Origin of the sequence: Microcoleus sp. S36b_A4 (genome assembly GCF_036700645.1) — a bacterium.
GTDB lineage: Bacteria > Cyanobacteriota > Cyanobacteriia > Cyanobacteriales > Microcoleaceae > Microcoleus.
In genome coordinates this window covers 16,925-38,514 of sequence record NZ_JAUBPI010000031.1, presented here as the reverse complement: position 1 = coordinate 38,514, position 21,590 = coordinate 16,925, and the positions used below count along the sequence as shown (strand labels likewise).

Below are 21,590 nucleotides of genomic sequence, written 5' to 3'. Positions count from 1 at the left end.
TCCTAATTTGATATGGTTGGTATCTGACACATTGCGGACACTTTTAAGTCCTCAAACTCTAGCTTTCTTTGTGATAGAAAACTATCGATTACACTCAAACAAGTTTTGACCGTTCCTAAATACACTTGGATAATGACATCGCCCAAGTATATCTTTTCAATCTTTAGTCCGTTAACCTTAGCTAGATTAACGATCAGTCTGTCGGTCAATTCATCCAACAGCAGAATGTTGGCACTGGGAGAGGAAGATGTTCGCCCGATCGTGTAAACTTCCAGCTCTTTGAACGTGATACCTTCTTCTTTCAGCAACCCATCAATGGTTTCAAGAGAAACTTTTGCCATTGCTGGGTAGACCTGAAACTTGGGATTATTGGTATTGGTGTTTCTAAGGGAGTCTCCCTGTCGTCTGGCTAGCTCTACTGCTAGTATTTCGAGTAATTCGTGATACATGATGCTAGGCTCCGAGTTATTGGTTTAGGTGATGAATAGATTGCCCTTGCACACAGGTTGATTAATGAATATCGTGAAGATACTTTTCGTTCAATTGTTGGAGCAATTTTGGCGCTCTCCAGGATGCAAGATTGATGAGAGCTTCTAACCGCTCGTGCCAATACTTGCGGAGCGCATCAATTTCGGAATTGGCTAAGTTTTGCTGCTGTTCGGTTAAGTCTGTCGTACCCGATTCAATGGCTTGCTTGGCTTTTTGAATCTGAGCTATACACAGTGCGTACTCCGATTCAATTTCAGCCTCGAATTCTGCAACCAAAACTTGCTGTGATTGAGTCATGTATTCTTTGCCTTTGAGCATACTCGCCCTCCTGTAAAACCTAATATCTTGCTTCTGAGGAAACTGTCGATTTCAACTTGCGCGGGATGCAGTTATTTTTAAATGCACCTTGATTCTGGGATTGTCTGAACGACTGTCATCTTCCCTCCTTTTTGAACATCGCTCGGTCTGCTGCCTCCCCGTCTATCACCAAACTCTCAAATGCAGCTTCAATCCATATCGTTGCTCCCGAACACCGAGCTTTGCTCGCATCCTGAATCAACACGCAGCCGCTGGTGAACTCTACCCGTTTGGCATAGACCGACCCCAAGTAAGTGTTGATGCTGATCGCCTTTTCGTCCACCAAAACTCCCCTGAGCTTGCTAGCTTTTTTGTTGGCGGCAGTGATGTGCCTATTCACGTAAATCTGTGCTTTCATTAACCTTGTATCCGAACTTGCTTTGGGTGCTGGCGATCGCTCTCGACTTTGACCGGACTCGGGCGATCGCCTTTTTGATAACCTGCTAGCTAGTGTAGTTAGTTTACGAACTATTGTCAAGGCGCGTATGTCACATTTCTGGGGAGATGCACCATCAATAGAGGATTATTGGCGGGGCATCATCCTTTTTGGCAAGAACGTCGCTTCGTACAAGTTTGCGCTAGCTCAGTCGCTCTTGGAGTTAGCGCCCGGTGGTAAAAGCATCATCACCTTGGATGAGCTGGCAGAGCCATTTGCGCGGCATACTCTGGAACACCTGCGCGTGTGTGATAGCCAATCTCAACAAACCAATGTTCCCTACCCCTTCTTGGAAGCTTGCCGCCGATACGACCGGGGTGAGATTAGCTACGAGGAGTTGATTTCGATTACGGCGAAAGAAGGGTTCAAGGTGGTGCTCGACAAGTTCCACAACGTCAATCAAGCGGAGACACCGCTGCGTTTCTTTGCTTACGAACACCGGGGTGCTAAAGCGATCGCCCTGACCGACGAGTTATTTCGGATGTTGGAGAGCGAGCGAGCGCTGAACTTACCTGCTGAGGTTGACGCGCGGTGGCGGTTGGTAGAAACGGCATGGGAGTTGAAAGTATCCCGCCACCTGATTAATGTGGATTGCGATGCAGACCTCGAACTGCTGTTCGTTCAGCGACCCATGAGCCGTGTCAACATTACCTCGTGCCGCGGTGCTTTGAACGGCTATCAAAAGGGCAAGTGTTTCTACTGCTTTGGCGAGATTTCAATTATCAGCAGTGCGGCAGATTTAACGGATGTAGACCATTTTTTTCCGCGCGTTCTCATCAACTACCGCATCGCCCATCCCGTTGACGGCATCTGGAATCTCGTGCTCGCTTGCGTTAGCTGCAATCGCGGGATGGGCGGTAAGTTCGACCAACTCCCCCATCAACGCTATCTCGAAAGGCTCCACACCAGGAACGAGTTTTTGATTGGCAGCCACCACCCGCTCAAAGAAACGCTGATACAGCAGACGGGTAATTCAGAACCAAAGCGCCGCTCTTTTTTGGAGAGGAACTACAATGCAGCAAAAACGGGTAGGCTAATTAATAGTAACTGGCAACCTGCTTTTGAGCACCCCCCAGCTTTTTGATTGATGGTTCAACCGATGGCTAATAATTTTCAACGAATCAAGCTTTACTTTAACGTAGAAAAGATTTGTTTGGGCGGTGTAGATGACGATTGGTGGCTCAAAGATTTTGACGGCGATTATTGGGCGTCTGATTACTTTTGGCTGCCAATAGGCTATAACCCGATTGGAAAACACGGAGACGAACTTTTACAGTTTCTCAAACCTCGCGCTTAGCCAATCAGATGAAAGAATACCGGTGCACCCGCAACGCGCCCTGCACCCCTGCGACAGTTGCTACTTAGTTTTAAAGTTACTCAAGCCGATCGACTAAAAATTCTCCTAGTTCAACACACACAAATTATCTATGAACGCTCAAAGTCAACGCATATTAAAATCGCATCCCATCCCCGGTGACGGCGGTCAAGCCCCAGGTTACATTACTCTCAGAGAATGGCGTCCTAATGAAGAATGGGTAACGCACTTTTTCAATGCCCAGGATGGTGGGTTCTATTACGGCCGCTACTTCACCGATTTAGGAGAAGCTGAGGCTAACTTCGAGCTGCGGGTCAAGGAATATGGGTTTCTTGGGAAGCTGCCCAGTTCCCTAGAGTCAGAGGAACCTATCCAAATCCCAGAACACATCCTTCAAGGGATTGATGCAGTTCGAGAGGCAAACACGACCAATATGTTCCATGCCAACACGGTGCGCCTTCAAGCCGTAGCTTTGGGATATCTAGAAACTGCTCAATGGATTGAAGCTAACTTGGAAATTTATTGCAGCGGTGTTTTTAGGGGTTTCGCAGCTCTGTAAACTGGAGGGAGTCGGTAGTAACAGGAAAAGCGATCGCCAATTGTGAGAGATGAACTATGGCAAAACCAAAAAGGTATCCCGACAATTGGTCTGACATTGCGCTCTCGGTCAAGGAAAGTGCTCTTTGGCGTTGTGCAAAGTGCCATCAACAATGCCTCCGACCCGGTAAACAAAGCGGTTTAACCAAATCTGAACGGTGTGCTTTAACTTTGGCGGTGCACCACCGCAACCGGATACCGGAGGACAACCGCCCTGAAAACTTAGTCGCTCTGTGTACCGCGTGTCACCTGTCCTACCACAATCGCGGTCAGTCCAACGTATCGCCGGGGCAGTTATTCTTGTTTCCCGATGATGCGGTGGATTGGGAGCTCATCGCTTCTTCTGGGGAATAGGTACTGGACAATTTATAAACTGTTAACTTGAAGAATTTGTAGCTATTGCTTCAAGCAGAAACAGACCGACTTTCTTGTGCAATCCCTGGTTTTGTTGGGGACAGCCAAGCTGAATCAAGCATTTAGGACACCCGTCAGAACACTCGCAATTTAAGGCTAGAGACATGGCTTTAGCAGCGAATAACGGTAACTGCTTCCCGATTTCTTCAGATGCTCCATTTCCCCCATCTGTGGTATCAAAAAAATAGGCGACGATACCCGAATCCTCTTGCTCTACCGTACAGTTTACATCGCGAGTAGAGGAAAGGACGACGAGAGGAACTGCTAATTGAATTTGATGAGCCATACTGTGCAACGCAACTGCAACTGGAGGGCTTTTAAACAAACCTTCCAACTCTTGAGGTATATCATCTCCATATTGGGTTCTTGCACTAGCTCTTTGACGCTTAACTTCCTCTGTAATTGCTCCGATCATACCCGAATTTACTTCGACTTTAACGACGGGAGCTTCATATTGTATTTGATAGGGCGGATTGAATGAGACTAATTTTATAAGTTTATTTATTTCGCTCGATTTCAAATTCCGACCGCAAGACGGACATATTTTACCTTCAACGGGCTGTTGGTGGCGACGGCATTTGACATTAGTGCAAGTGTGTCGGTATTCTCTTTTGCAAAGGCTGTAGCCCGTTACTTCTGATGTAATTTTCCCCCATCCCAAAGTTAACGTCAACCTTCCTTCGGGTAAACTGGTAGGGATAATGCGGGGTTCTTCTAGGTTTTCTAAAAGTTCGACTTGCAACCCTAAATCGGGTTCGGTAAACAAGCTGGGGTCTTCTTCAAAAGGCTGGAGTATTGCTTTGTTCTGCTCGGTATCTAAGCTTTGACACCGATAAGTAACTAAAGAGTTGCTTTCGTCAAAAGCCGTGTAAATTGCACCGGGGAAAACTTCTCGATAGGCAATATCTCGCGACATTTCTTCAAAGGATTCTCCCGTATTCTCGTCAATTAATTCCACAGCATCTATAGCGCTGCCTCTAATATTGACTTTTAGATGAGGATTTCCCCACCCTCGGAGCGTACTGTTGGGAGAGAGGAAGAGTCTATCTTGCTCCAACAGTGCCTCAGCAACAGCACCTCCTGCAGCATCAAATCGACTTTCTACCTCAACAGCAGGCAAACCGCTTTCGACGCAGCAGCATTCAATGTGTTTGCTCACAATGGTGGGATAATTGGGATTGAATGCGGCGCTTTCTACTTCTCCTGATAGCAATTGCTTGGGATTCTGGCCGTAATAGTAGTCGAGGGAACTTTGGGCAACTGGCAAAAAGATTACCAATCCCGGACTGATTCTTCCAGCACGTCCCAAGCGTTGGCGAAAGGACATAATAGAACCGGGATATCCCTTCACCAAACAGCAATCCAATTCCGGTAAATCTAAGCCCGCTTCTAGTGCTGATGTGGAAATAATTACTTTAAGTTGTCCCCTTTGCAGTTGGTTGATGATATTTTGGCGGCGGTCGCTTTTTAAAGAACCGTAGAAAGCAGTAACTTTTGGTGCTAAATAACTATTTCCGTGTCGCGTACTTTCTTTTTGAATTAAATCTACAAGTTTTTTAACGGCTCCCCTACTATTGCAAAAAACAATTCCGCTTAAGTTTTGTTGCCGCCAAGATAACACAATCTTGCAAGCATCGGAATTCGCCGTGTCGCTGGGAGCTAAACACAAAACAGTTTTTCCAGCAGTACCCGCCCCGCTGCCTTCAATTAAATGCAATTGGTCGGGTTGAGACGTTCTACCGCTAAACCGCATTGCCATGTCTCGGGGGTTGCCAATTGTGGCAGAAGAACAAATAAATTGGAGCTTGCTGCTGTTGCCTCCCACGCTGTCTACAGCCCTACGCAAACGGCGCATTAGGTTAGTAAAATGAGCACCAAAAGCGCCTGTATACGAGTGGCTTTCATCAATCACTACCCACCGCAACCGCCGCAGAAATTCTCGCCAGGGTTCCCATTGTGAGACGCGCGGAGTCTTGGATAAGTGATGATGCAGCAAGTCGGGACTGACCGCTAAAATATTGGGGAGATGAGGCACAAAGATTCCCAAACGTTTCTCAGGTAGAATATCGCCTGTCATTTGTCCAACTTTTACCCGCTGTTCTTGAGGAAATGTTTTGACAATGCGCTGAAGTTTGCGAAACTGATCGAAAGCTAGAGCTTTCAGCGGAAAGATATAGAGCGCAGAAGTTTGGGGATTATTCAGACAATTTTCGAGAATTGCGAGGTTGTAACACAGGGTTTTCCCCGATGCTGTGGGAGTCACAATACTTAAATCGCCACCCTGACGCAAGCAATCTAAGGCTTCAATTTGATGCGAATACAGTTCGTGAATTCCCAATCCCCGAAGAGCATTTTGTAAGGGAGAGGGTAAGTCTCTTGGAATGGCGTACAACGAGCCAGATGCGGGAGGGGTAATGCGAACAGCGCTAAGATGTGAAGCTAACTCTTGCGCGATCGCCCTAAATTTGGGTTGAGGAATAGCGGCAATTTCTGCTGCACTTACCTGACAAAAGCTAGCAGATTCTACTTCACCTGCACCCTTTTCTTCAGATTGGGATGAGGATGCTGGTGCGCTAACAGGAGCGATTTCACCCGTTTCGACAGATTGCTGCCAATTTTTGAATTGAACGGGAATCGAGTATCCGGGAAACTTTGCTATGAGTATGTTACCCATCCAAGACATAACCTCGCCTTGTCCGCGCTTGGGCGAAAAGAGCGGCTGTCCTGGGTCTAGCCACTCAGGATGCTTTCGTTCGCTGTTGGGAGTTACAGCGCGGATAAGAGCAGCATAGTCAGGGGGATCGGTGTTTGTCATGGTTTTGGGGATAACTCCAATTGCTTCATCATAAGCTTCTTCTTCCAGACTGCTGACATTCTCTCAATTTAACGGGGCATCATTGACTTTGGGATTTACGCTTACTCTCAGGAATCGGCACGGGGCAATTGATTTGATCCGAATCCGCTGCCATTTTGTTAATTAATTTGAGAGCAGCCGTGCAATCTCCTAACGCTCGGTGGTTTCCATCAGGCAAAGGAAAATATTTATAATCTTTATAATAATTGCTCCAATCTCCCCTCCACTGTGCCGCCCATTCCATCAAACAATCGGAACGCTTTGTCAACTTTAAAATGGGCAAACTGTGAAGCCGACAGCAGTAATTTAAAATTTGGATATCGAAAGCAGAATTGTAGATTAATACTCGCTTATCTTTAAGAGCTGCATCAATGCGAGGATAGACTTCGGGGAAACTCGGAGCATCGGCTACCATTGCATCGCTAATGCCGTGAAGATCTGTTACTTCTGCGGGTATTGGAATTGTGGGCTTGAGGAGCGTATTCAGCAACATTTCACCGAGACGATCGATAATTGCTATCTCTACAATCTCAGCATCATCTAGCCCCGTAGTTTCAGTATCCAGAATCACCCAATCGTTCTGGCTTAATTGTTCTCTTGCCCAAAGAACAGCACTCACTCTATCTCGTTCTATGAAACCTACTTCGCGATACCACTCACGATAATCCCGCTTGATTTTGGCTTTGAGGCGATTAGCTGCTAAAGTTTCCAACTGTTTGGGAGAGGGCTTTCTTTTGGGTCGGAAACATTCGGGATTGTGGATATCGTAGAGAAACACATCGTATTTTCGGGTTGGAATAACACCTGAAGGTTTCAGAGGCGATAAACCAAGTTCACCCAGTTGCTTTTTAGTTTTCAGGTGCGGTGGCGGTTCGTTGGATTCGCCCCACCAACTGTATTGTGTAAGCTCCATATTTGATAGCTCAATATCAAAACAGCACGTTCAAAATATAGCTCGATGGGCAGTCTTTGAAAACCACGCAACTAGCTCACCAAGCAAGTAACATCGAAATAGAAAACCCCCAGATTGGGGGATGGTCGCCCGCTGCAAAACTAAACGACAATCTAATTATTTTATCAAATAAGTGTCACAGTCTGCGAATTGAAACAACAATCCCGCTTCACCGTTACTCTTCGTTTGGCTCTATTTTATGAAAATTGCTTGTAGTATCCTGCCGTCCCCTGGTGGGCATTTCTTACCTGTTACCTTCACAATTTCATATTTTTAACTAGCTCAAAAGATTGTTTGAGAGATTTCAATATTTGCAGCATTCACTCAATTCGGAGCTAATCTCCATTCAGCAAGTCAAACGAAATCAAGACTTCCCGGACGCAATTTCCCAGCATCCACAAAAAACAAAATTAGCCCAGCAAGGGGTGTCGCTGGGCTGTTTCGTGAACGGCAGACCGCTACTCTAGATGCTGGTCAACTAAGGCAATCAGTTTAGCGATCGCCTTCTGTTCTTCTAGAAGTAGTTCTTTGAGCTGGCGCATCTGTTCTTGATTTGGGGGACGATGTACCAAATCATCCACGAAGTCTAGCAGGGGAGACTTTTTAAAAGGTCGGGTCAAGGAAGCTTCATCTCGCAAACGCTTGGTGCGCTCCAACTTTGATTGTTGCAATCGGTTTTTATCCTGACGGCGTGCGATAAGTCCGTCAAGTCTTTGACATACGTTCCCAGTCTGATTCATCTCCATAGATATCTTTCACTTGTTGTTTCAACTCGGTTATTTGTTCGGTAAGATTTGCCACCTGGTCTTCAATGGCATCGGTTTTATCTTCCTGGATTTCCAAAGAAATCTCCACAGATTCAACATATTCTGTTAACTTTTGTATAGCATCTGGTTGGGGCGTATCACCGTTAGGCGTATCGCCGTTTAGTCCGTTGCCGTTGGTCATAGCATACCTCACTGATGTTATGGAAGAAACTGGCGATCGCTTTTATTTAATACAGATGAAACTATCGCCAGTGTCGCCGAAGAAGTTGTTACCAAGTTGTTACCAACTTTGATGCCAATTAGTTAGTTGGATTCAATGGGATTCGCTTAGTAACAATGCTCATAAATTCACCCTCACTTGGAGCAGGCATCAGGAAACTCCACTCGCTGATATGAGCGAACTGTAGCCCGTAAAGCCAGCGAATCATGTAAGTAACTCCGTAGCTCGATCCAAAAACCATTACCCTCACCCGTTCGCAGCCATCAGATTGAGCTGGCAAACTGTTTATACCAGTAATGACCGACGGTAAAGTATCATCTGAACTAGGCACAAAATCCAGATGTTGCGAATAAAACAATTGTGGTGTGAAACTTGGTGCCGTTTCCAACCCAATATCAAAGTTTGTAATCATAATTCGAGCCTCCTAATAGCTCTAGGGAATTAGTCGCATGGAAGATGTTCCAGATATTCTTTCTTGGCGTGATTAGTTATAGGTTGCATCATTGCTCAATAAAAAAACTCAACCCATTCACCGGAATCAAAGAGAAACTTTAGATGGCATCTTCTATCAACTCAATAATTAATCGTTCCTCCCATCACCCGGTGTAGGCGCTGTCGGTGCGTTGGAGTCGCTAGCTATCCGCCAGCACAGCGCGCTTGCTAGTTGGTTTTGTTCGACACGCTCAAGAACTCGCACTGTCGGGAACCAAGCCTGCAAGTGGGATAAGTCGCTGTTGACGCTACCCGAATATGCTTGAAACGGGTCACTCTCCAAACAAACGAAGGTTCGTAAAGTGTAGAGCTCATCTAAGTTGAGTCCGTCCAAGCGATTAATCAAGGATTCAAGGGAATATTTTCGGGGCGTTGTGTGTCCCGCAATCGCTTGTTCCCCCAGTTCCCACCAACTCATCATGTTGGCTCGTTCGGTGTCACACAAAATCTCTGACTTCCGAACGCACAGGTAAACTGGATTTCCGTCTTCCTCTATCAAATTATCTTGGTCATCCAACACGCGACCGGTGACGGTTTCAGAGCGAACGTCGGTCACTTCCATGCGTCCCATTGCGGTGGTAACGCGGGGATTGGGTATTTCTACAAAGCTTGGTCGGGCGGGTTGCGATGGCTGCCCGTAGTCTGCGAACATAAGGTTGCTCCTTGGTAGCTGGTGTTATCAGCGAATGGGAGAAGTCCCGGCATCTGTGTTTGCCGCACTGCGCCGGGGCGTCACTCCCACCCTAAAACCTGCGTTCGGGGCTGTCAAGAAGTTTACCATATATTAGAAGGTATTAATTTCGGGTTATTTGCTAGCGCGATTGTTTGAGGCGTTCGGCAATGATGTTGGAGAGTTCGGGATTGCTGCCCGCCGCGTCGAGGATGGAACGAAGAGAATTGGCATAAGCGAGGGTGCGTTCGTACTGTTCGGGCATTTTCTCAAAATCAATGCCGCTTCCCCATTTACTCGAAATAGTCTCTGTTTGCACGGCTAGGATGCGGCTCAACAAGCGAACGCATTCCGCTCTATAGCCTCTGGTAGCTTCCATCTGGGCATCGGCATCAAACCACAGCCTACAAAACTCGCGTGCTTTCACAGGTTTTACAAATTTATCTATAGAACGTCTTTTTAGTGCAAACATAAACTACCTCGTTTACCATATATGTTATGGTATCTTATAGAGATAGAATCGTTTGAATTTACACGATAATATCATGTAACGAATGGTTAAAACTCGGTAGTAGTGTTGTTGGGCTTTGCCCAAGCGCAGCACAGGAAGTCTGGGACAATCAGCAAGCGGAACATTAAAGGCATAACAGGGGAGCAAACTATGACCGAATCAGTTAGAGCCGTTAGAACCTCGGTACAAATAGGTTCCCTAACAGTCGATGGGTTCATGCTGCCAGACGGCAGTTATCGGATGAGCCAGACACAGGCGGCGGAATGTGTTGGAAAACCAGCTAGAAGCACTTTCGATTTTTTGCGTTCAAAAGCTCTGAAACGCTTGCTCTCTGAGGCTGGAGGCACTTTCGATTTTTAACGCATTACATTTTTGCACTCGAATGGATATAAAGCTTTGCTGGGAGAAACGTATACGGATTACACCCCGGAGCGGATGAGGAATCCGGTTTCGTTGCGATCGCAGTTCAAAACCAACAACTCAGAGGAAACAGCAACATGAGCCAAACCCAAACAATCCCCCAAACAATCACGTTTGATGAGTTCGCAGCCTGGTATCCAGAGAACTCTATTCGCCGCTACGAACTGCACAATGGAGTAATTGTTGAAATGCCTCTAGGAACTGGCCGCCATTCTGGTGTTACAGGTTTTATCAGCTTAAAAGTAGGAGTTGAAATTGACCGACGCGAATTACCCTACTCCATCCCCGGTGACTGCCTGCTTAAACCCACTCGCGATGAGGCTGGTTATCAGCCCGATGTAATTGTCCTAGATCAAGCATCTCTGGCAAACGAACCGCGCTGGGAAAGGGAGTCCATCATCACGATGGGTTCTTCGGTGCGGCTGGCTGTAGAGGTAGTCAGTACGAATTGGCGGGATGATTATCATTTCAAATTTGCCGACTATGAAGAAATGGGCATCCCCGAATACTGGATTGTGGACTATCTCGGTTTGGGCGGCCGCAAATTCATCGGCACTCCCAAACAACCCACTATCTCGGTTTGCCAACTGGTAGACGGCGAGTATCAGGTCAAACAGTTTAGAGGCTCAGACACAGTTGAGTCGCTGGCTTTCCCGGAGTTGAGGTTGACTGCCGAGTTGATTTTTCGAGCCGGTCTGCCCTTAACCGAGCCGAGCTAGAAGGACTGGGGGGCGATCGGGCAAATAGGTTCCATTACAGTCGATGGGTTCATGGTGCCAGACGGCTCGTATCGGACGCAGCCCAACCCAAGTAGCCGAAGCAGCGGGGTTATCCCGACGCAACATGTCCGATTTTTTACGGTCAAACGCCGGCGAAAGCTTGCTGGGTGAGGGTTACACGAGTACGATTTTTGAGCGAAAAGAAATCGAAATCGAGTCTGAGCCCGGTAGTCGGGGGCAAAGTCGGTTTCTGTCCGTCCCTCCAGAAATTGCCAGCGCTTACTGGCTGTGGCAAGCTCACCGGGGGAACAAAGCTGCCTTAACTATGAGCATGGGACTGATTACCGAATCTCTCGAACGTCGGTTTGACGAAGCTTTCGGCGTTACCCGCACCGAGCAGGAACGAAACGAGCTCCTGAGCCAACGAGTTCAAGAACTCGAACGCGATATCAGAGAAGCGTTTTGGGTTGACGATGAAGCCAGAGCCGAGCGCGACTACTTTGAGCGCCTGCTTAGAGAGAACGGCATCGACCCTTGGAGAATTCCGGGAGGTGAGGAGGAACCGGGTTAATGGCGCTGGGCAACAATTGGGATTTTGCGATTCCCAAATTCCTTGCCTGCTAACGCTCGCTGGCAATACGCCGGCGTATAAAATTGGAAAAGGCTGTTGCCAACAAGCGACCGCATCGATTAAACCAGACCAAAAAAAAGAGTCCGCAGTCTTTAGAAGAGACGGCAGACAAACAAATTTCAAAAACTTTAAATTCATCATAGTTCATTTCTGCCATTACCGCAGATTTTGCACCTTTGCACTTCAACGGTAGTTGTGGCAGAGCCGTCTCTTCTACAGATAGCGGGTTTTTGCAAACAAAACCAGCACACACCGCTATGAGTAGCGGAAAGAGGCATCTATGAACGCTGTACAGCAAATTCAATCTACCGTTTATCTTTCCCCCAAACACAAGAGCCACATTGAGAGCCGGGGGCTGTTGAATGATTGGAGTTACGCCAACTGCCGCACCGTATCTGCGGACGAGGCATCAGTTTACTTGGGGTACACGGCAAAGTCTGGCGGCATCCTGTTTGTGGGAAAAACCACGCAATTTCAATTCAGACCCGATAAACCTTGGAAATCAGAAAGCTGCAAGAAAGCGCCCAAATACCGCACACCAGTGGGAGAATACGACGCATTCTTACCCCAGCATCCCACCGATAAAGGCTACTGGGAGCCAGAAAATCTCAAGCAACATTGCTACCGCATTGACGACCATCCCTATCTCCTGATTACCGAAGGGGTTTTTAAGGCGATCGCCGGATGCAGCCGCGATTTACCGACAATTGCATTGATGGGCATCAGTATGGGGCTGACTGCCAAGGCTAGCGATTTGCAGAACAAGCGTTATCTCGTTCCCACACTGGAATTCTACGCCCGTGCCGGTTTTGGGTTCATCATTGCCTTCGATGCAGATGCAGCCACCAATCCCAGCGTCATTTGGGAACAGCGGAAACTCGGCCGCCAGTTGCTTAAGTTTGGTGTACCCGTTCGTACAATCACGGGACAATGGGAACCTGGCACTGAGGGAGAAACCAAAGGTATGGATGATTTTATCCAGAAAAAAGGAATAGAAGAGTTCAGGCGGATGCTTATGAAGTCAGTCAGCTTTCAGGACTGGGAGAGCAATCTTGACGACGAAGGTGACAACAAAACAGCATCAAAGCCACCCACGCCCAGACAGCTTGCCCGCCAATTAGCTGAAGATTACGGGCAGATTTGGAAATTCGATAACGAAACCAAAACTTGGCGGATTTGGACGGGCAAGCATTGGGAACGTACCGACGACGGGAATTTTAGAACCCTGGTCAAAACCACCATTGATGCCAGAAATATTGAGTACAAAGGTTCTAGCTACATCACCGACGTGCTCAGCCTCCTGACTGATGACCTGCGAGTTAAGCATTGGGATATCTGGGATAGAAAACGCTACATCGCTTTCGATGATTCGGTGTGGGATAGCAACACCGGGGAAATCCTCAAACATTCTCCGGGCATGGGTTTTACCTCATACTTGCCTTATCAATACAAGCCATTGACGGGAACTGACTCGGATGCGATTGACATCCTCCGCAACAACTGCCCGAACACCTACCGATGGATGAATACGGCAATGCAGGGCGACCGCCAGAAAATCCTGAAGCTGTTGGCAGTCATCAACGGATTGCTCAAATTCCGGTTCTTTGACTTGCAGATGTTCGTTCACTTAATCGGAAAACCGGGAAGCGGTAAGGGTACATTTATCAGGCTGCTTCAAAAAATAGTAGGGCGAGAGAACTGGAAGGGATGCAAGCTCAGAAATATGGATGACGGCTCGACAATGGCTAGCATCATCGATAAACAATTGGTAGCCTGTCCCGACGAACGCGCTGCTTCGGGTGTGGATGCAATATTATCCCTGACTGGTGGCGATGCCGTCAGCTACCGGGAAGTGTACAAATCGGCTTCTGATGCTTTCTTCTACGGCTTATTAATTGTGGGAAGCAACAACCCAATTTTTGTAGGCGATACGACTGGTTTAGACCGCCGCTTGTGCCTGGTTCATTTCGATAATCCCTTACCGACGGTGCTACGCAATTCTCAAATTGAAGCGGGGATGGATGCAGAAATCTCTCAGCTTATTGCCGTAGCTCTTAACCTTTCCGACAGCACCGTCAGCGAACGCATTCAAGGAGTGGGCAAGAATCAGATTGCAGAATTCAAACTCCAAGAATGGGAGATGAAGCTGCAAACCAACAGCGTCGCGGCTCACTTCGACGATTGTTTGATTGTAGACCCGACTGCTTCTACGCCGACGGGTAAACTCTACGAACATTACAAAAATTGGTGCGACTCCAATCTCAAAGCGGTTTCTCATATCAAATATCCCAAGATGCTCTCGGAACTGTGCACCGATTACCTCGAACTTAGCGGTGTCAAGTGGAAGCGCTCCGGCGGCCGCAGTTGGTTTGAAGGATTGAGGTTCCGCGACCAGGGGGAAACATCGCCCACTCATTCTGATTCACTTTCAGCGCTTATTCCCCAGAATCTTCCCACTGATACGGGGTACAACACAGGGCTAAACGGGGTGGATACGGGATTAGTAAGGGGTTCCGAATCCTCATCAGACGGGAATTACAGCCATTTACAGGGTTTAGAGTTTCAAAACTTTTCAGAAAACTTAGAATCTTCTTCTTCTTCGTTGACTGAGGAAAGCCAAATCACAAGTCATCAGTCAGAAATAGTAGAAAAAGTAGGTTCGTACCCCACCAATCCCGTTAAAATACCAGAACCCTTACCAGACGCGGATTTAAGCCAACCGACAAACCCCTTGCTAACCCCGTGCGAACCCCTTCACACCCCGCATTCATCCGATGAATCCACTCTGTCAGTCGAACCAACCACCGACGGAGTTGCCACCAGTGAGGAGTTGGTTCAAAGACTATCGAAGCGGATACTCCAAGCAATTGCCGACAAAGACCCCGCAGCCGCCAATGATGTCTATTGTCAAGTGCATGAACTGGGAGTCAAAGAATCGGTCAAAGCACTGCTGACAAACGTTGAAAATGAGGATTTTAGACGGCTAGTTAAAGTTTGGAAGAAAAGCAAAAGTCAGCCTTAACCTAACCCCAAGATGCCAGTTTTAGTTTGGTGTATTGTAAAACTTCATTGAGTTTATAATCAATTATAAACAATAATGGTATTATGTTGTGAGTGTTGAATAAGGAATACGCACAGCCTGAAGAAAGGAAATCTCAAATGCAACTAACAGAGAGGCACATCATTAAATCTACGGAACACCGTTTCGCCCAAATTGACGAACTAGCTTTCAAGTCCAAAAACCTCTACAATGCCGCCAATTACGTTATTCGTCAGAGCTTTATTTATGGATGGGGTTATGTCAGTTATAACGAAATGAACCGATTGATGAAGTCTCATGAAGCATACAAGGCTTTGCCTGCTAAAGTCAGCCAGCAAATCTTGATGGTGCTAGACAAGAATTGGAAATCTTTTTTTGAGGCAGTTAAGGCTTACAAAACTGATTCTTCCAAGTTTACTGGTCGCCCAAAGCTACCGAAATACAAAGATAAAATCAAAGGACGAAACCTTCTCGTCTACACGATTCAAGCAATTAGCAGCAAACAGTTGAAGAAAGGAATCATTAAACTTTCCGGCACTGAACTTTCAATTAAAACCCAACTCAATCCCAACCAGATTTGTCAAGTTAGACTGGTTCCGAAATGCGATTCTTATGTAATTGAGGTAATTTACAATGAACCGGAGTCCACCGCCAAAGATAATGACTTTGCCGCCGGTATTGATTTGGGATTGAATAATTTAGTGGCGTTAACTTCAAATCGACCGGGTTTTGTCCCGCTGTTGATTAACGGGCGACCATTGAAGTCGATCAACCAGTTCTACAACAAGCGCAAAGCTCGATTGCAATCCCAATTGAAAGGGAACCGCAAAACTTCACCTCGGATTCAGCGACTAACTCGCTGCCGCAATCAAAAAGTAGACAATTACTTGCATCATGCGAGTCGCACGATTGTTGATATTTTGGTCGCGCAACGAATTGGGACGCTAGTGATTGGCAAGAACGCACAGTGGAAAACCGATATCAATATTGGGAAGCAGACTAACCAAAACTTTGTCAGCATTCCTCACGCTCGATTAATTGAGATGCTGGAATACAAAGCTTTCTTGGTTGGAATTAAGGTAATTGTGCAGGAAGAGTCTTTTACCTCCAAGGCCTATTTTCTGGGCTTAGATCCAATTCCTGTTTACGGGGAAACAGAAAAAGAGCCTGTTTTTACTGGAAAACGGATTAAGCGTTTGTATAAAACATCGACGGGCCAGTTAATTAATTCTGACGTGAATGCTTCTTTTAACATTCTTAGAAAAGCAATCCCAAATGCGTTTAGCGATGGGATAGGGAGCTGCGTAGTTCAGCCGAGGCGGGTCAATCCGCTTAAAGTAAAAGTGAAGGGGGAGGGACTTGAAGCCTCCCATGTCTATCAATGACTATACTTTTACCAGCTATACCCGCAATATTGGTTATCCCCGCCTAGCCTTAGCACTTTTAGACCCTGGGTCAGGATATGCTTCTATCCTGACCTAGCTACTAGAGAATTTGCTATCGGAAGCTCGATCAACGGCCAAACCCGAAAAACTTTTTTTAGTTTGAGACTTTAGGGCAAAAATTACGATCAGCTCAGGGTGCAACCCAGGGAGGTGCAGGTTGCAGGGTGAGTTATGCGAGCTGCAGGGTGAGGTTTGTTCTAATTGTCCGGGGATTCTAGAAAAGAGGTTCTAAAGTTGCAGGGTGAAGTTAGGTATATCAAAGTTGAATTTTAAATAACCCCAACCCATATATACTGTGTCATATACCCTTGCCATAACCTGTAAGACACTATTGCATAACCTGTAAGACACTGTTGCCATAACCTGTAAAACACTTAATATACAATCTGTTGTGTATCTATTTCTTACAAAAATGTTTTACAAAACCAATTAAATTGTTCTGGATTTTCTTGTTTCAATTCATATAAAACAACAGCTATTTTTGTTATTAAGGAAACATCTGCTGGTATGACGTATGGTTTAGAGGCTTCTTCTAAGCTCTCTTTATCTTTCTTATTATTTTTCCATTTTTCATAAAATTGAACTAAGCCTATCTTCATATTTTCAGAGTATTCTTTTAATGCTTCCTCATTTTTAGGCTTTTCTCGAAAAATTGTTTTTCTTATAAAGTGTAGATCTATTTGTTCTTTTTCAAAATGCTCGATGTAATTATCATGAGATTGCTTATCTATATTTTCAGTCTCGTCCACTACTTCTTGGAGCCAAGCTTTTAGGTCTGTCATAATTTTTGTTTTTGGGAATTATAGTTTGTAATTATTATAGTGATTTTATATAGCAATGGGGGGAGTTATTGTATAAATGACAAAATTGACACCCAATAAGTTACGGAAGACGACCAATTTCTGCATCAAGCTCAGGTACTCAAGCGCTAAAGAATAAAGACAGAGCTTGACTCACAGCTTAAAGGAGCCACGGTCGGGTGAGCACAGCCTATTTCCCAACCTAGAGCTTGAAACTCTTACGGCGGGATTGCAGAGTGAGGTTAGGTATCTCAAAAGCCTGTTATCAATACCTATCTCCCGATCACCTAACTTGCATCCTAAGCACGTCTGGCATGGTCTAGCCCCGTTGTCACGGTCGGAGCGGTCGGAGTGTTGCGGGTCTAGTGCGGTCGGAGATGTCAGAGAGGCTGGCACAGGTCTTTATGTAAAGAGTTGATGTTTAAGTATTTTCACCGTAGACACTGAATTGAAAAGGGTTGAAGGTGCAATAAGGACTTGTAATCCCTTTCTTTTGGAGGATGATAAATGTCTAATCATAAAGATGACTCTGTAGATAAAACAGAGGCAATTGGGTATGTTGCTGGTGGTGCTGCTGCGGGAGCAACCGTAGCTGGTGCAGTAGGTGGGATGGGTTTAGCAGTTGGTGGAACCGCTGTTGCAATTGGTGCAGCACCCGTTGTTGCTGCTGGTGCTGTTGTCGGTTTAGCAGCATACGGACTCAAGAAATTGTTTTTCAATTAAACGAAATTTTAGATATCTTAGGGAAGAGCTATGGATGATTTGAAAATGGTGGGTGCTATTACCAGTGCAGCGGCAGCTACTGGGGGTGGTTCTGTGACAATTGCTACAATTACTTCTTCTGCTCCGGGGATTCTTGGAGTTATAGGGTTTACCACCACTACAACCGTAGCTTTACCTGTAGCGGGTGTTGTGGCAGTAGCAGGGTTAGTCACCTTTGGTGTTCTCAAAGGAGTTGAGATGGCACGCCAACAATCAGAATCTCAGTAATAATCCAATTTTTAAAACCTGTCATGCAGAGTAAACCTTACCCTGCCACCTTGTCGTAACAGTCTATAGCGCTAGGCTGAGAAATACCCGTTTCCCAGCCTAGCTTTTGCCACGGTTGGAGAGGTAAGGGGGCGGGGCGAGGCGGTTGAAGCGAGTTTACTGTTTCAAGTTGTCACATAAATAGTTTGCGTGTTATAGAAGTATTGGTGAATGGTTTGAGCTACCTTTAGAAAAATCAGAGGATTAGATAGAAATTATGGCTAAGAAAAGTGTCCCACCATTGAATAATATTGTTTATTATCTGGTTGGTACTAGGGTTCTTTGGAATGGTGAACCTGGTTTTGTACATAGTCTGGATATTAAACCTTATGACGAATATGAGGTTGGTTATAACATAGTGTTGGATAGTCAAACTCGTAAAAATGAACCTGAAATAGACAATTCAGGTTATCACGAATTAGTGTTTGAAGACACGGGAGAAAAGAGTAAAGATGGTAAATATGTTCCACCTCTTAAAGGACTAGATTAGTAAGGATTAGGGTTTGAAATCACTATGTAACTGCAAGGGTTACAGGGCTTAGGCGGGGAAATTAGGATATCCCGCCTAGAACAAGATTTTGGAATAAACGAGAAAGTAGCCTTCGCTCTCCTAACTATTGGCAACCATAAAAGCTGTGTGTTACACGCTTGAAAGTATGTATTACAAAGAATTGTAATCGATATTCGCTACGGTCGGGATTTTCTCTCCTGCTAATTAGTCAAATTTGACACCTTGATACGGGTTTTTCCTCCAATGGAGTTTGAAGTCGGAAGCTTCTATATGCTAGTATTGATTGGCTTACAAAATTTTTGTTAACTTTATAAAAATGATTGAAATACAGAACGAATTAGCAAACGGGTTCTTGTTCAGAGCTGAGAAGTTCATGCAACAAGAAAGATATTTAGAGGTAATAGCCTATGCTACGGCTGGCTTACAAATCATTCTTAATAGAGCTAAAGAAGATGGTGTAAACAACTCATCGGAGTTAAATGAAATAACTATTTGTTATTATTTAGGAATTGATATAGAGCAATATGTTCGCTACAGAAAGATGGCAGGATATTGGAGTCCCAAAGCATCAGGCAGAGAGCCTTATCAAACATCAGGCTTGTTTTCTCACCAGATAGAACCTGAATTTGATAAGAAAGATGCCGAAATTTCATTAAACTACTGTGTCAAAACTATAGTAAGTATTGAAGAGACTTTAGATCGATTTAATAAGCCTTTAAGCGAGGAATAATTAATATCCTGATTTAGCAGTGGTTACAGGGCTTAGGCGGGGAAATAGGGTTTAATGCGCTTACCACGGTCGGAGCGGTCAAAGTGCGGTGAGTGCGGTTGCCCACAACATAACCCGCCAGAGTTAGTGTCTAGCGGGTTTTAAATTGTGAGGTCTTTACATAAACTGTTGACATAAGTTAAAATATAGGTGTCAAAAACTACATTGTAAAAAATTCATGTCTAATTTAGAGCCTAATCCAGAACTAACCTACTTTATGAATGGTACTGCCATTTTAGTGAGTAAATATTATCAGAATCTTACTATTATTTTTGATGAATCCGCTGTTGAACTTTTGAAAGGAATAGTTATAAAAAATAACTATTATTTTACTATTTTTGTTAATGACAGTGAGAAAGTTTCACCTGAAGAACGATGGGAATTTACACCAGTTCCTAAAGGTATTAGCGAGACTTATAGTAATAGTCTTAGTGGAAGTATCATAAAAAATGACAAAAAACAAATAGTTTGTACTTATCCATAAGACTTTATTATTGTAACTTGTTTATTTTTTAGGATGTGAAAGCTTGGTTAGGATAGGTCATATCCTAACCGATTTTTAATAATTTCAAAATTACGCTCACAATAAAAAGAGTATTACTAGAAAGGTAAAGGGTATGACGCGAGAAGAAGCATTCTGGCGAATTGACCAAGTAGCCAAGAAGAAATTGACGGAACTGAATTTGTCGTGGCTGAGTCTGAAAGAATTGCCATCGGAAATTGTCAGGTGTACGAACCTGAAGCGGCTTGTACTTTGTGGCAATCAGATTACATCCATCCCAGAATTCATCGGTAAACTGTCTAATCTGACAGAGCTTGACATCGGTTACAATGAGATTCCTTCCATCCCAGAAGCAATTAGTCAACTGTCGAATCTGACACGGCTTTACCTTAGTAACACTCAGATTACATCCATCCCAGAATTCATCGGTCAACTGTCGAATTTAACAGAGCTTGACCTCAGTGACAATCAGATTACTTCCATCCCAGAATTCATCGGTCAACTGTCGAATTTAACAGAGCTTTACCTCTGGAACAATAAGATTACATTCATCCCAGAATTCATCGGTCAACTGTCGAATTTGACAAAACTTAATCTCTGGAAAAATCAGATTACATCCATCCCAAAAGTTATTGGTCAACTGTCGAATCTAACAGAGCTTGACCTCAGTGAAAATCAGATTACATCCATCCCAAAAGTTATTGGTCAACTGTCGAATCTGACACAGCTTAATTTTAGCTACAATAAGATTATATCCATCCCAAAAGTTATTGGTCAACTGTCAAATCTGACAGAAATTGACCTCAGTTATAATTGGATTACCGAAATCCCAAAGGCGATTGGTAGTATGAAGAATTTGGAAAAACTAGATTTGCGAGGAAATCCGGTGTCAATTACCCCGCAACTTCTGAGGTACGGTTACAATTACAATGATAAAGTTTGTGGTAATTTGCAAACCATTCTCGACTCTTACTTCCACGCCCGCAAGCCAGCGCTACCTGAGCTAGAGGCTGAGCATCAAAAAATTGAATCAGAGGAATATTTTGACGTTGAAAATCTTCAACTTGAGCTAGATGCTGAGCGCCAGAAAATTGAATCTGAGGGATATTTTGACGCTGAAACTCTTCAAGACGCCAGACAACGGATAACTGCTTCTATTGTGCAGCGACAGGGACAGGCTGGATTTCGGCGTAAGTTGTTAATTGCTTACGGTGGTCGATGTCCAATAACTGATTGTGATGTAGAGTCAGCTATCGAAGCAGCCCATATAATTCCATATCAAGGTACTCAAACCAATCATTTAACCAATGGTTTACCGCTCAGAGCCGACATACACACTCTCTTCGATTTGCATCTACTATCAATTCGACCAGATACCAAGGAAATTGTGATTGCCCCTGAACTTGTCGGCACCTGTTACCAAGATTTGGCTGATCGGAAACTGACTTTACCACAGGATCAAAAAACAGCACCAAATCAAAACACTCTCAGCAAGCATTATGAAACTTTTCTCAGCAAATGCAAAAGTAGTCAGCTATAGCGGTTATAAGGTCTAGATGGGGAAAATTGACTATCCTGACCTAACCACAGCACTTCCACGCCCTAGGCTGAAAATACCAATCATCACTCACGGTAGCCTCGCTACTTGCC

Annotated in this window: 26 protein-coding genes; 15 read left to right on the top strand and 11 right to left on the bottom strand. The window is 45.0% G+C overall.

Annotation, left to right across the window (positions count from 1 at the left end):
• Positions 1–2 precede the first annotated feature (2 nt).
• From QUA03_RS12450 to QUA03_RS12440, 3 genes are all read right to left on the bottom strand, one after another.
• On the bottom strand, positions 3–449 hold the full coding sequence (locus QUA03_RS12450; protein WP_333212469.1) for a hypothetical protein: 447 nt from the start codon (positions 447–449) through the stop codon (positions 3–5).
• Between the two features lie 61 nt (positions 450–510).
• Positions 511–807 carry a hypothetical protein gene (locus QUA03_RS12445; RefSeq protein WP_333212467.1) on the bottom strand — a complete coding sequence of 99 codons (297 nt, stop codon included), beginning with the start codon at positions 805–807 and terminating at the stop codon, positions 511–513.
• Positions 808–922: 115 nt separating this feature from the next.
• Complete coding sequence (locus QUA03_RS12440; protein WP_333212465.1) at positions 923–1,324, bottom strand: hypothetical protein; 402 nt, start codon at positions 1,322–1,324, stop codon at positions 923–925.
• A gap of 7 nt (positions 1,325–1,331) precedes the next feature.
• Here QUA03_RS12440 and QUA03_RS12435 point away from each other — a divergent pair, with 7 nt between their 5' ends.
• The 4 genes from QUA03_RS12435 to QUA03_RS12420 all read left to right on the top strand — a co-directional run bounded on the left by QUA03_RS12435 (position 1,332) and on the right by QUA03_RS12420 (position 3,548).
• Positions 1,332–2,366, top strand: coding sequence for a hypothetical protein (locus QUA03_RS12435; RefSeq protein WP_333212463.1), 1,035 nt, complete (start codon positions 1,332–1,334; stop codon positions 2,364–2,366).
• A gap of 15 nt (positions 2,367–2,381) precedes the next feature.
• Positions 2,382–2,579: a hypothetical protein gene (locus tag QUA03_RS12430; RefSeq protein ID WP_333076968.1), complete on the top strand. Its 198-nt coding sequence runs from the start codon at positions 2,382–2,384 to the stop codon at positions 2,577–2,579.
• A gap of 130 nt (positions 2,580–2,709) precedes the next feature.
• A complete protein-coding gene (locus QUA03_RS12425; RefSeq protein ID WP_333212461.1) occupies positions 2,710–3,156 on the top strand; it encodes a hypothetical protein in 447 nt (148 codons plus the stop codon).
• Positions 3,157–3,212: 56 nt separating this feature from the next.
• Positions 3,213–3,548: an HNH endonuclease gene (locus tag QUA03_RS12420; RefSeq protein WP_333212459.1), complete on the top strand. Its 336-nt coding sequence runs from the start codon at positions 3,213–3,215 to the stop codon at positions 3,546–3,548.
• 22 nt (positions 3,549–3,570) lie between these two features.
• Here QUA03_RS12420 and QUA03_RS12415 read toward each other — a convergent pair whose 3' ends face one another.
• The 7 genes from QUA03_RS12415 to QUA03_RS12385 form a co-directional block, all read right to left on the bottom strand.
• Positions 3,571–6,423: a DEAD/DEAH box helicase gene (locus tag QUA03_RS12415; RefSeq protein WP_333212457.1), complete on the bottom strand. Its 2,853-nt coding sequence runs from the start codon at positions 6,421–6,423 to the stop codon at positions 3,571–3,573.
• Between the two features lie 79 nt (positions 6,424–6,502).
• Entirely contained in the window at positions 6,503–7,375 is an 873-nt protein-coding gene (locus QUA03_RS12410; RefSeq protein WP_333212455.1) for a 3'-5' exonuclease, read from the bottom strand.
• Positions 7,376–7,872: 497 nt separating this feature from the next.
• Positions 7,873–8,085, bottom strand: coding sequence for a hypothetical protein (locus QUA03_RS12405; protein ID WP_333212453.1), 213 nt, complete (start codon positions 8,083–8,085; stop codon positions 7,873–7,875).
• A gap of 34 nt (positions 8,086–8,119) precedes the next feature.
• Positions 8,120–8,362, bottom strand: a complete 243-nt coding sequence (locus QUA03_RS12400) for a hypothetical protein (RefSeq protein ID WP_333212451.1) — start codon at positions 8,360–8,362, stop codon at positions 8,120–8,122.
• 118 nt (positions 8,363–8,480) lie between these two features.
• The gene (locus tag QUA03_RS12395) at positions 8,481–8,813 is read right to left on the bottom strand and encodes a hypothetical protein (protein WP_333212450.1); all 333 of its coding nucleotides are present in this window, start codon (positions 8,811–8,813) and stop codon (positions 8,481–8,483) included.
• Positions 8,814–8,981: 168 nt separating this feature from the next.
• A complete protein-coding gene (locus QUA03_RS12390) occupies positions 8,982–9,545 on the bottom strand; it encodes a hypothetical protein (RefSeq protein WP_333212448.1) in 564 nt (187 codons plus the stop codon).
• 160 nt (positions 9,546–9,705) lie between these two features.
• Entirely contained in the window at positions 9,706–9,990 is a 285-nt protein-coding gene (locus QUA03_RS12385) for a hypothetical protein (protein ID WP_333212446.1), read from the bottom strand.
• Positions 9,991–10,224: 234 nt separating this feature from the next.
• Here QUA03_RS12385 and QUA03_RS12380 point away from each other — a divergent pair, with 234 nt between their 5' ends.
• The 5 genes from QUA03_RS12380 (at position 10,225) to QUA03_RS12360 (ending at position 16,269) form a co-directional block, all read left to right on the top strand.
• Positions 10,225–10,434, top strand: a complete 210-nt coding sequence (locus QUA03_RS12380; protein ID WP_333212445.1) for a hypothetical protein — start codon at positions 10,225–10,227, stop codon at positions 10,432–10,434.
• A 137-nt stretch (positions 10,435–10,571) separates the two neighbouring features.
• Positions 10,572–11,213, top strand: coding sequence for a Uma2 family endonuclease (locus tag QUA03_RS12375; RefSeq protein ID WP_333212443.1), 642 nt, complete (start codon positions 10,572–10,574; stop codon positions 11,211–11,213).
• A gap of 124 nt (positions 11,214–11,337) precedes the next feature.
• On the top strand, positions 11,338–11,784 hold the full coding sequence (locus tag QUA03_RS12370; RefSeq protein ID WP_333212441.1) for a hypothetical protein: 447 nt from the start codon (positions 11,338–11,340) through the stop codon (positions 11,782–11,784).
• Between the two features lie 340 nt (positions 11,785–12,124).
• Positions 12,125–14,866: a DUF3854 domain-containing protein gene (locus tag QUA03_RS12365; protein WP_333212440.1), complete on the top strand. Its 2,742-nt coding sequence runs from the start codon at positions 12,125–12,127 to the stop codon at positions 14,864–14,866.
• A 137-nt stretch (positions 14,867–15,003) separates the two neighbouring features.
• Complete coding sequence (locus QUA03_RS12360) at positions 15,004–16,269, top strand: transposase (RefSeq protein ID WP_333212438.1); 1,266 nt, start codon at positions 15,004–15,006, stop codon at positions 16,267–16,269.
• Between the two features lie 464 nt (positions 16,270–16,733).
• On the opposite strand, the gene QUA03_RS12355 is transcribed toward QUA03_RS12360, so the two are convergent.
• Positions 16,734–17,111, bottom strand: coding sequence for a hypothetical protein (locus tag QUA03_RS12355; protein WP_333212437.1), 378 nt, complete (start codon positions 17,109–17,111; stop codon positions 16,734–16,736).
• A gap of 525 nt (positions 17,112–17,636) precedes the next feature.
• On the opposite strand from QUA03_RS12355, the gene QUA03_RS12350 reads away from it, so the two are divergent.
• The 6 genes from QUA03_RS12350 to QUA03_RS12325 all read left to right on the top strand — a co-directional run bounded on the left by QUA03_RS12350 (position 17,637) and on the right by QUA03_RS12325 (position 21,480).
• Entirely contained in the window at positions 17,637–17,852 is a 216-nt protein-coding gene (locus QUA03_RS12350; RefSeq protein WP_333212435.1) for a hypothetical protein, read from the top strand.
• Positions 17,853–17,882: 30 nt separating this feature from the next.
• Positions 17,883–18,119, top strand: coding sequence for a hypothetical protein (locus tag QUA03_RS12345; RefSeq protein WP_333212434.1), 237 nt, complete (start codon positions 17,883–17,885; stop codon positions 18,117–18,119).
• Between the two features lie 256 nt (positions 18,120–18,375).
• The gene (locus tag QUA03_RS12340; RefSeq protein WP_333212432.1) at positions 18,376–18,648 is read left to right on the top strand and encodes a hypothetical protein; all 273 of its coding nucleotides are present in this window, start codon (positions 18,376–18,378) and stop codon (positions 18,646–18,648) included.
• Positions 18,649–19,042: 394 nt separating this feature from the next.
• Positions 19,043–19,399, top strand: a complete 357-nt coding sequence (locus QUA03_RS12335) for a hypothetical protein (RefSeq protein ID WP_333212430.1) — start codon at positions 19,043–19,045, stop codon at positions 19,397–19,399.
• A gap of 217 nt (positions 19,400–19,616) precedes the next feature.
• Complete coding sequence (locus QUA03_RS12330; RefSeq protein ID WP_333212428.1) at positions 19,617–19,922, top strand: hypothetical protein; 306 nt, start codon at positions 19,617–19,619, stop codon at positions 19,920–19,922.
• Between the two features lie 133 nt (positions 19,923–20,055).
• Complete coding sequence (locus tag QUA03_RS12325; RefSeq protein ID WP_333212426.1) at positions 20,056–21,480, top strand: leucine-rich repeat domain-containing protein; 1,425 nt, start codon at positions 20,056–20,058, stop codon at positions 21,478–21,480.
• Positions 21,481–21,590: the final 110 nt, after the last annotated feature.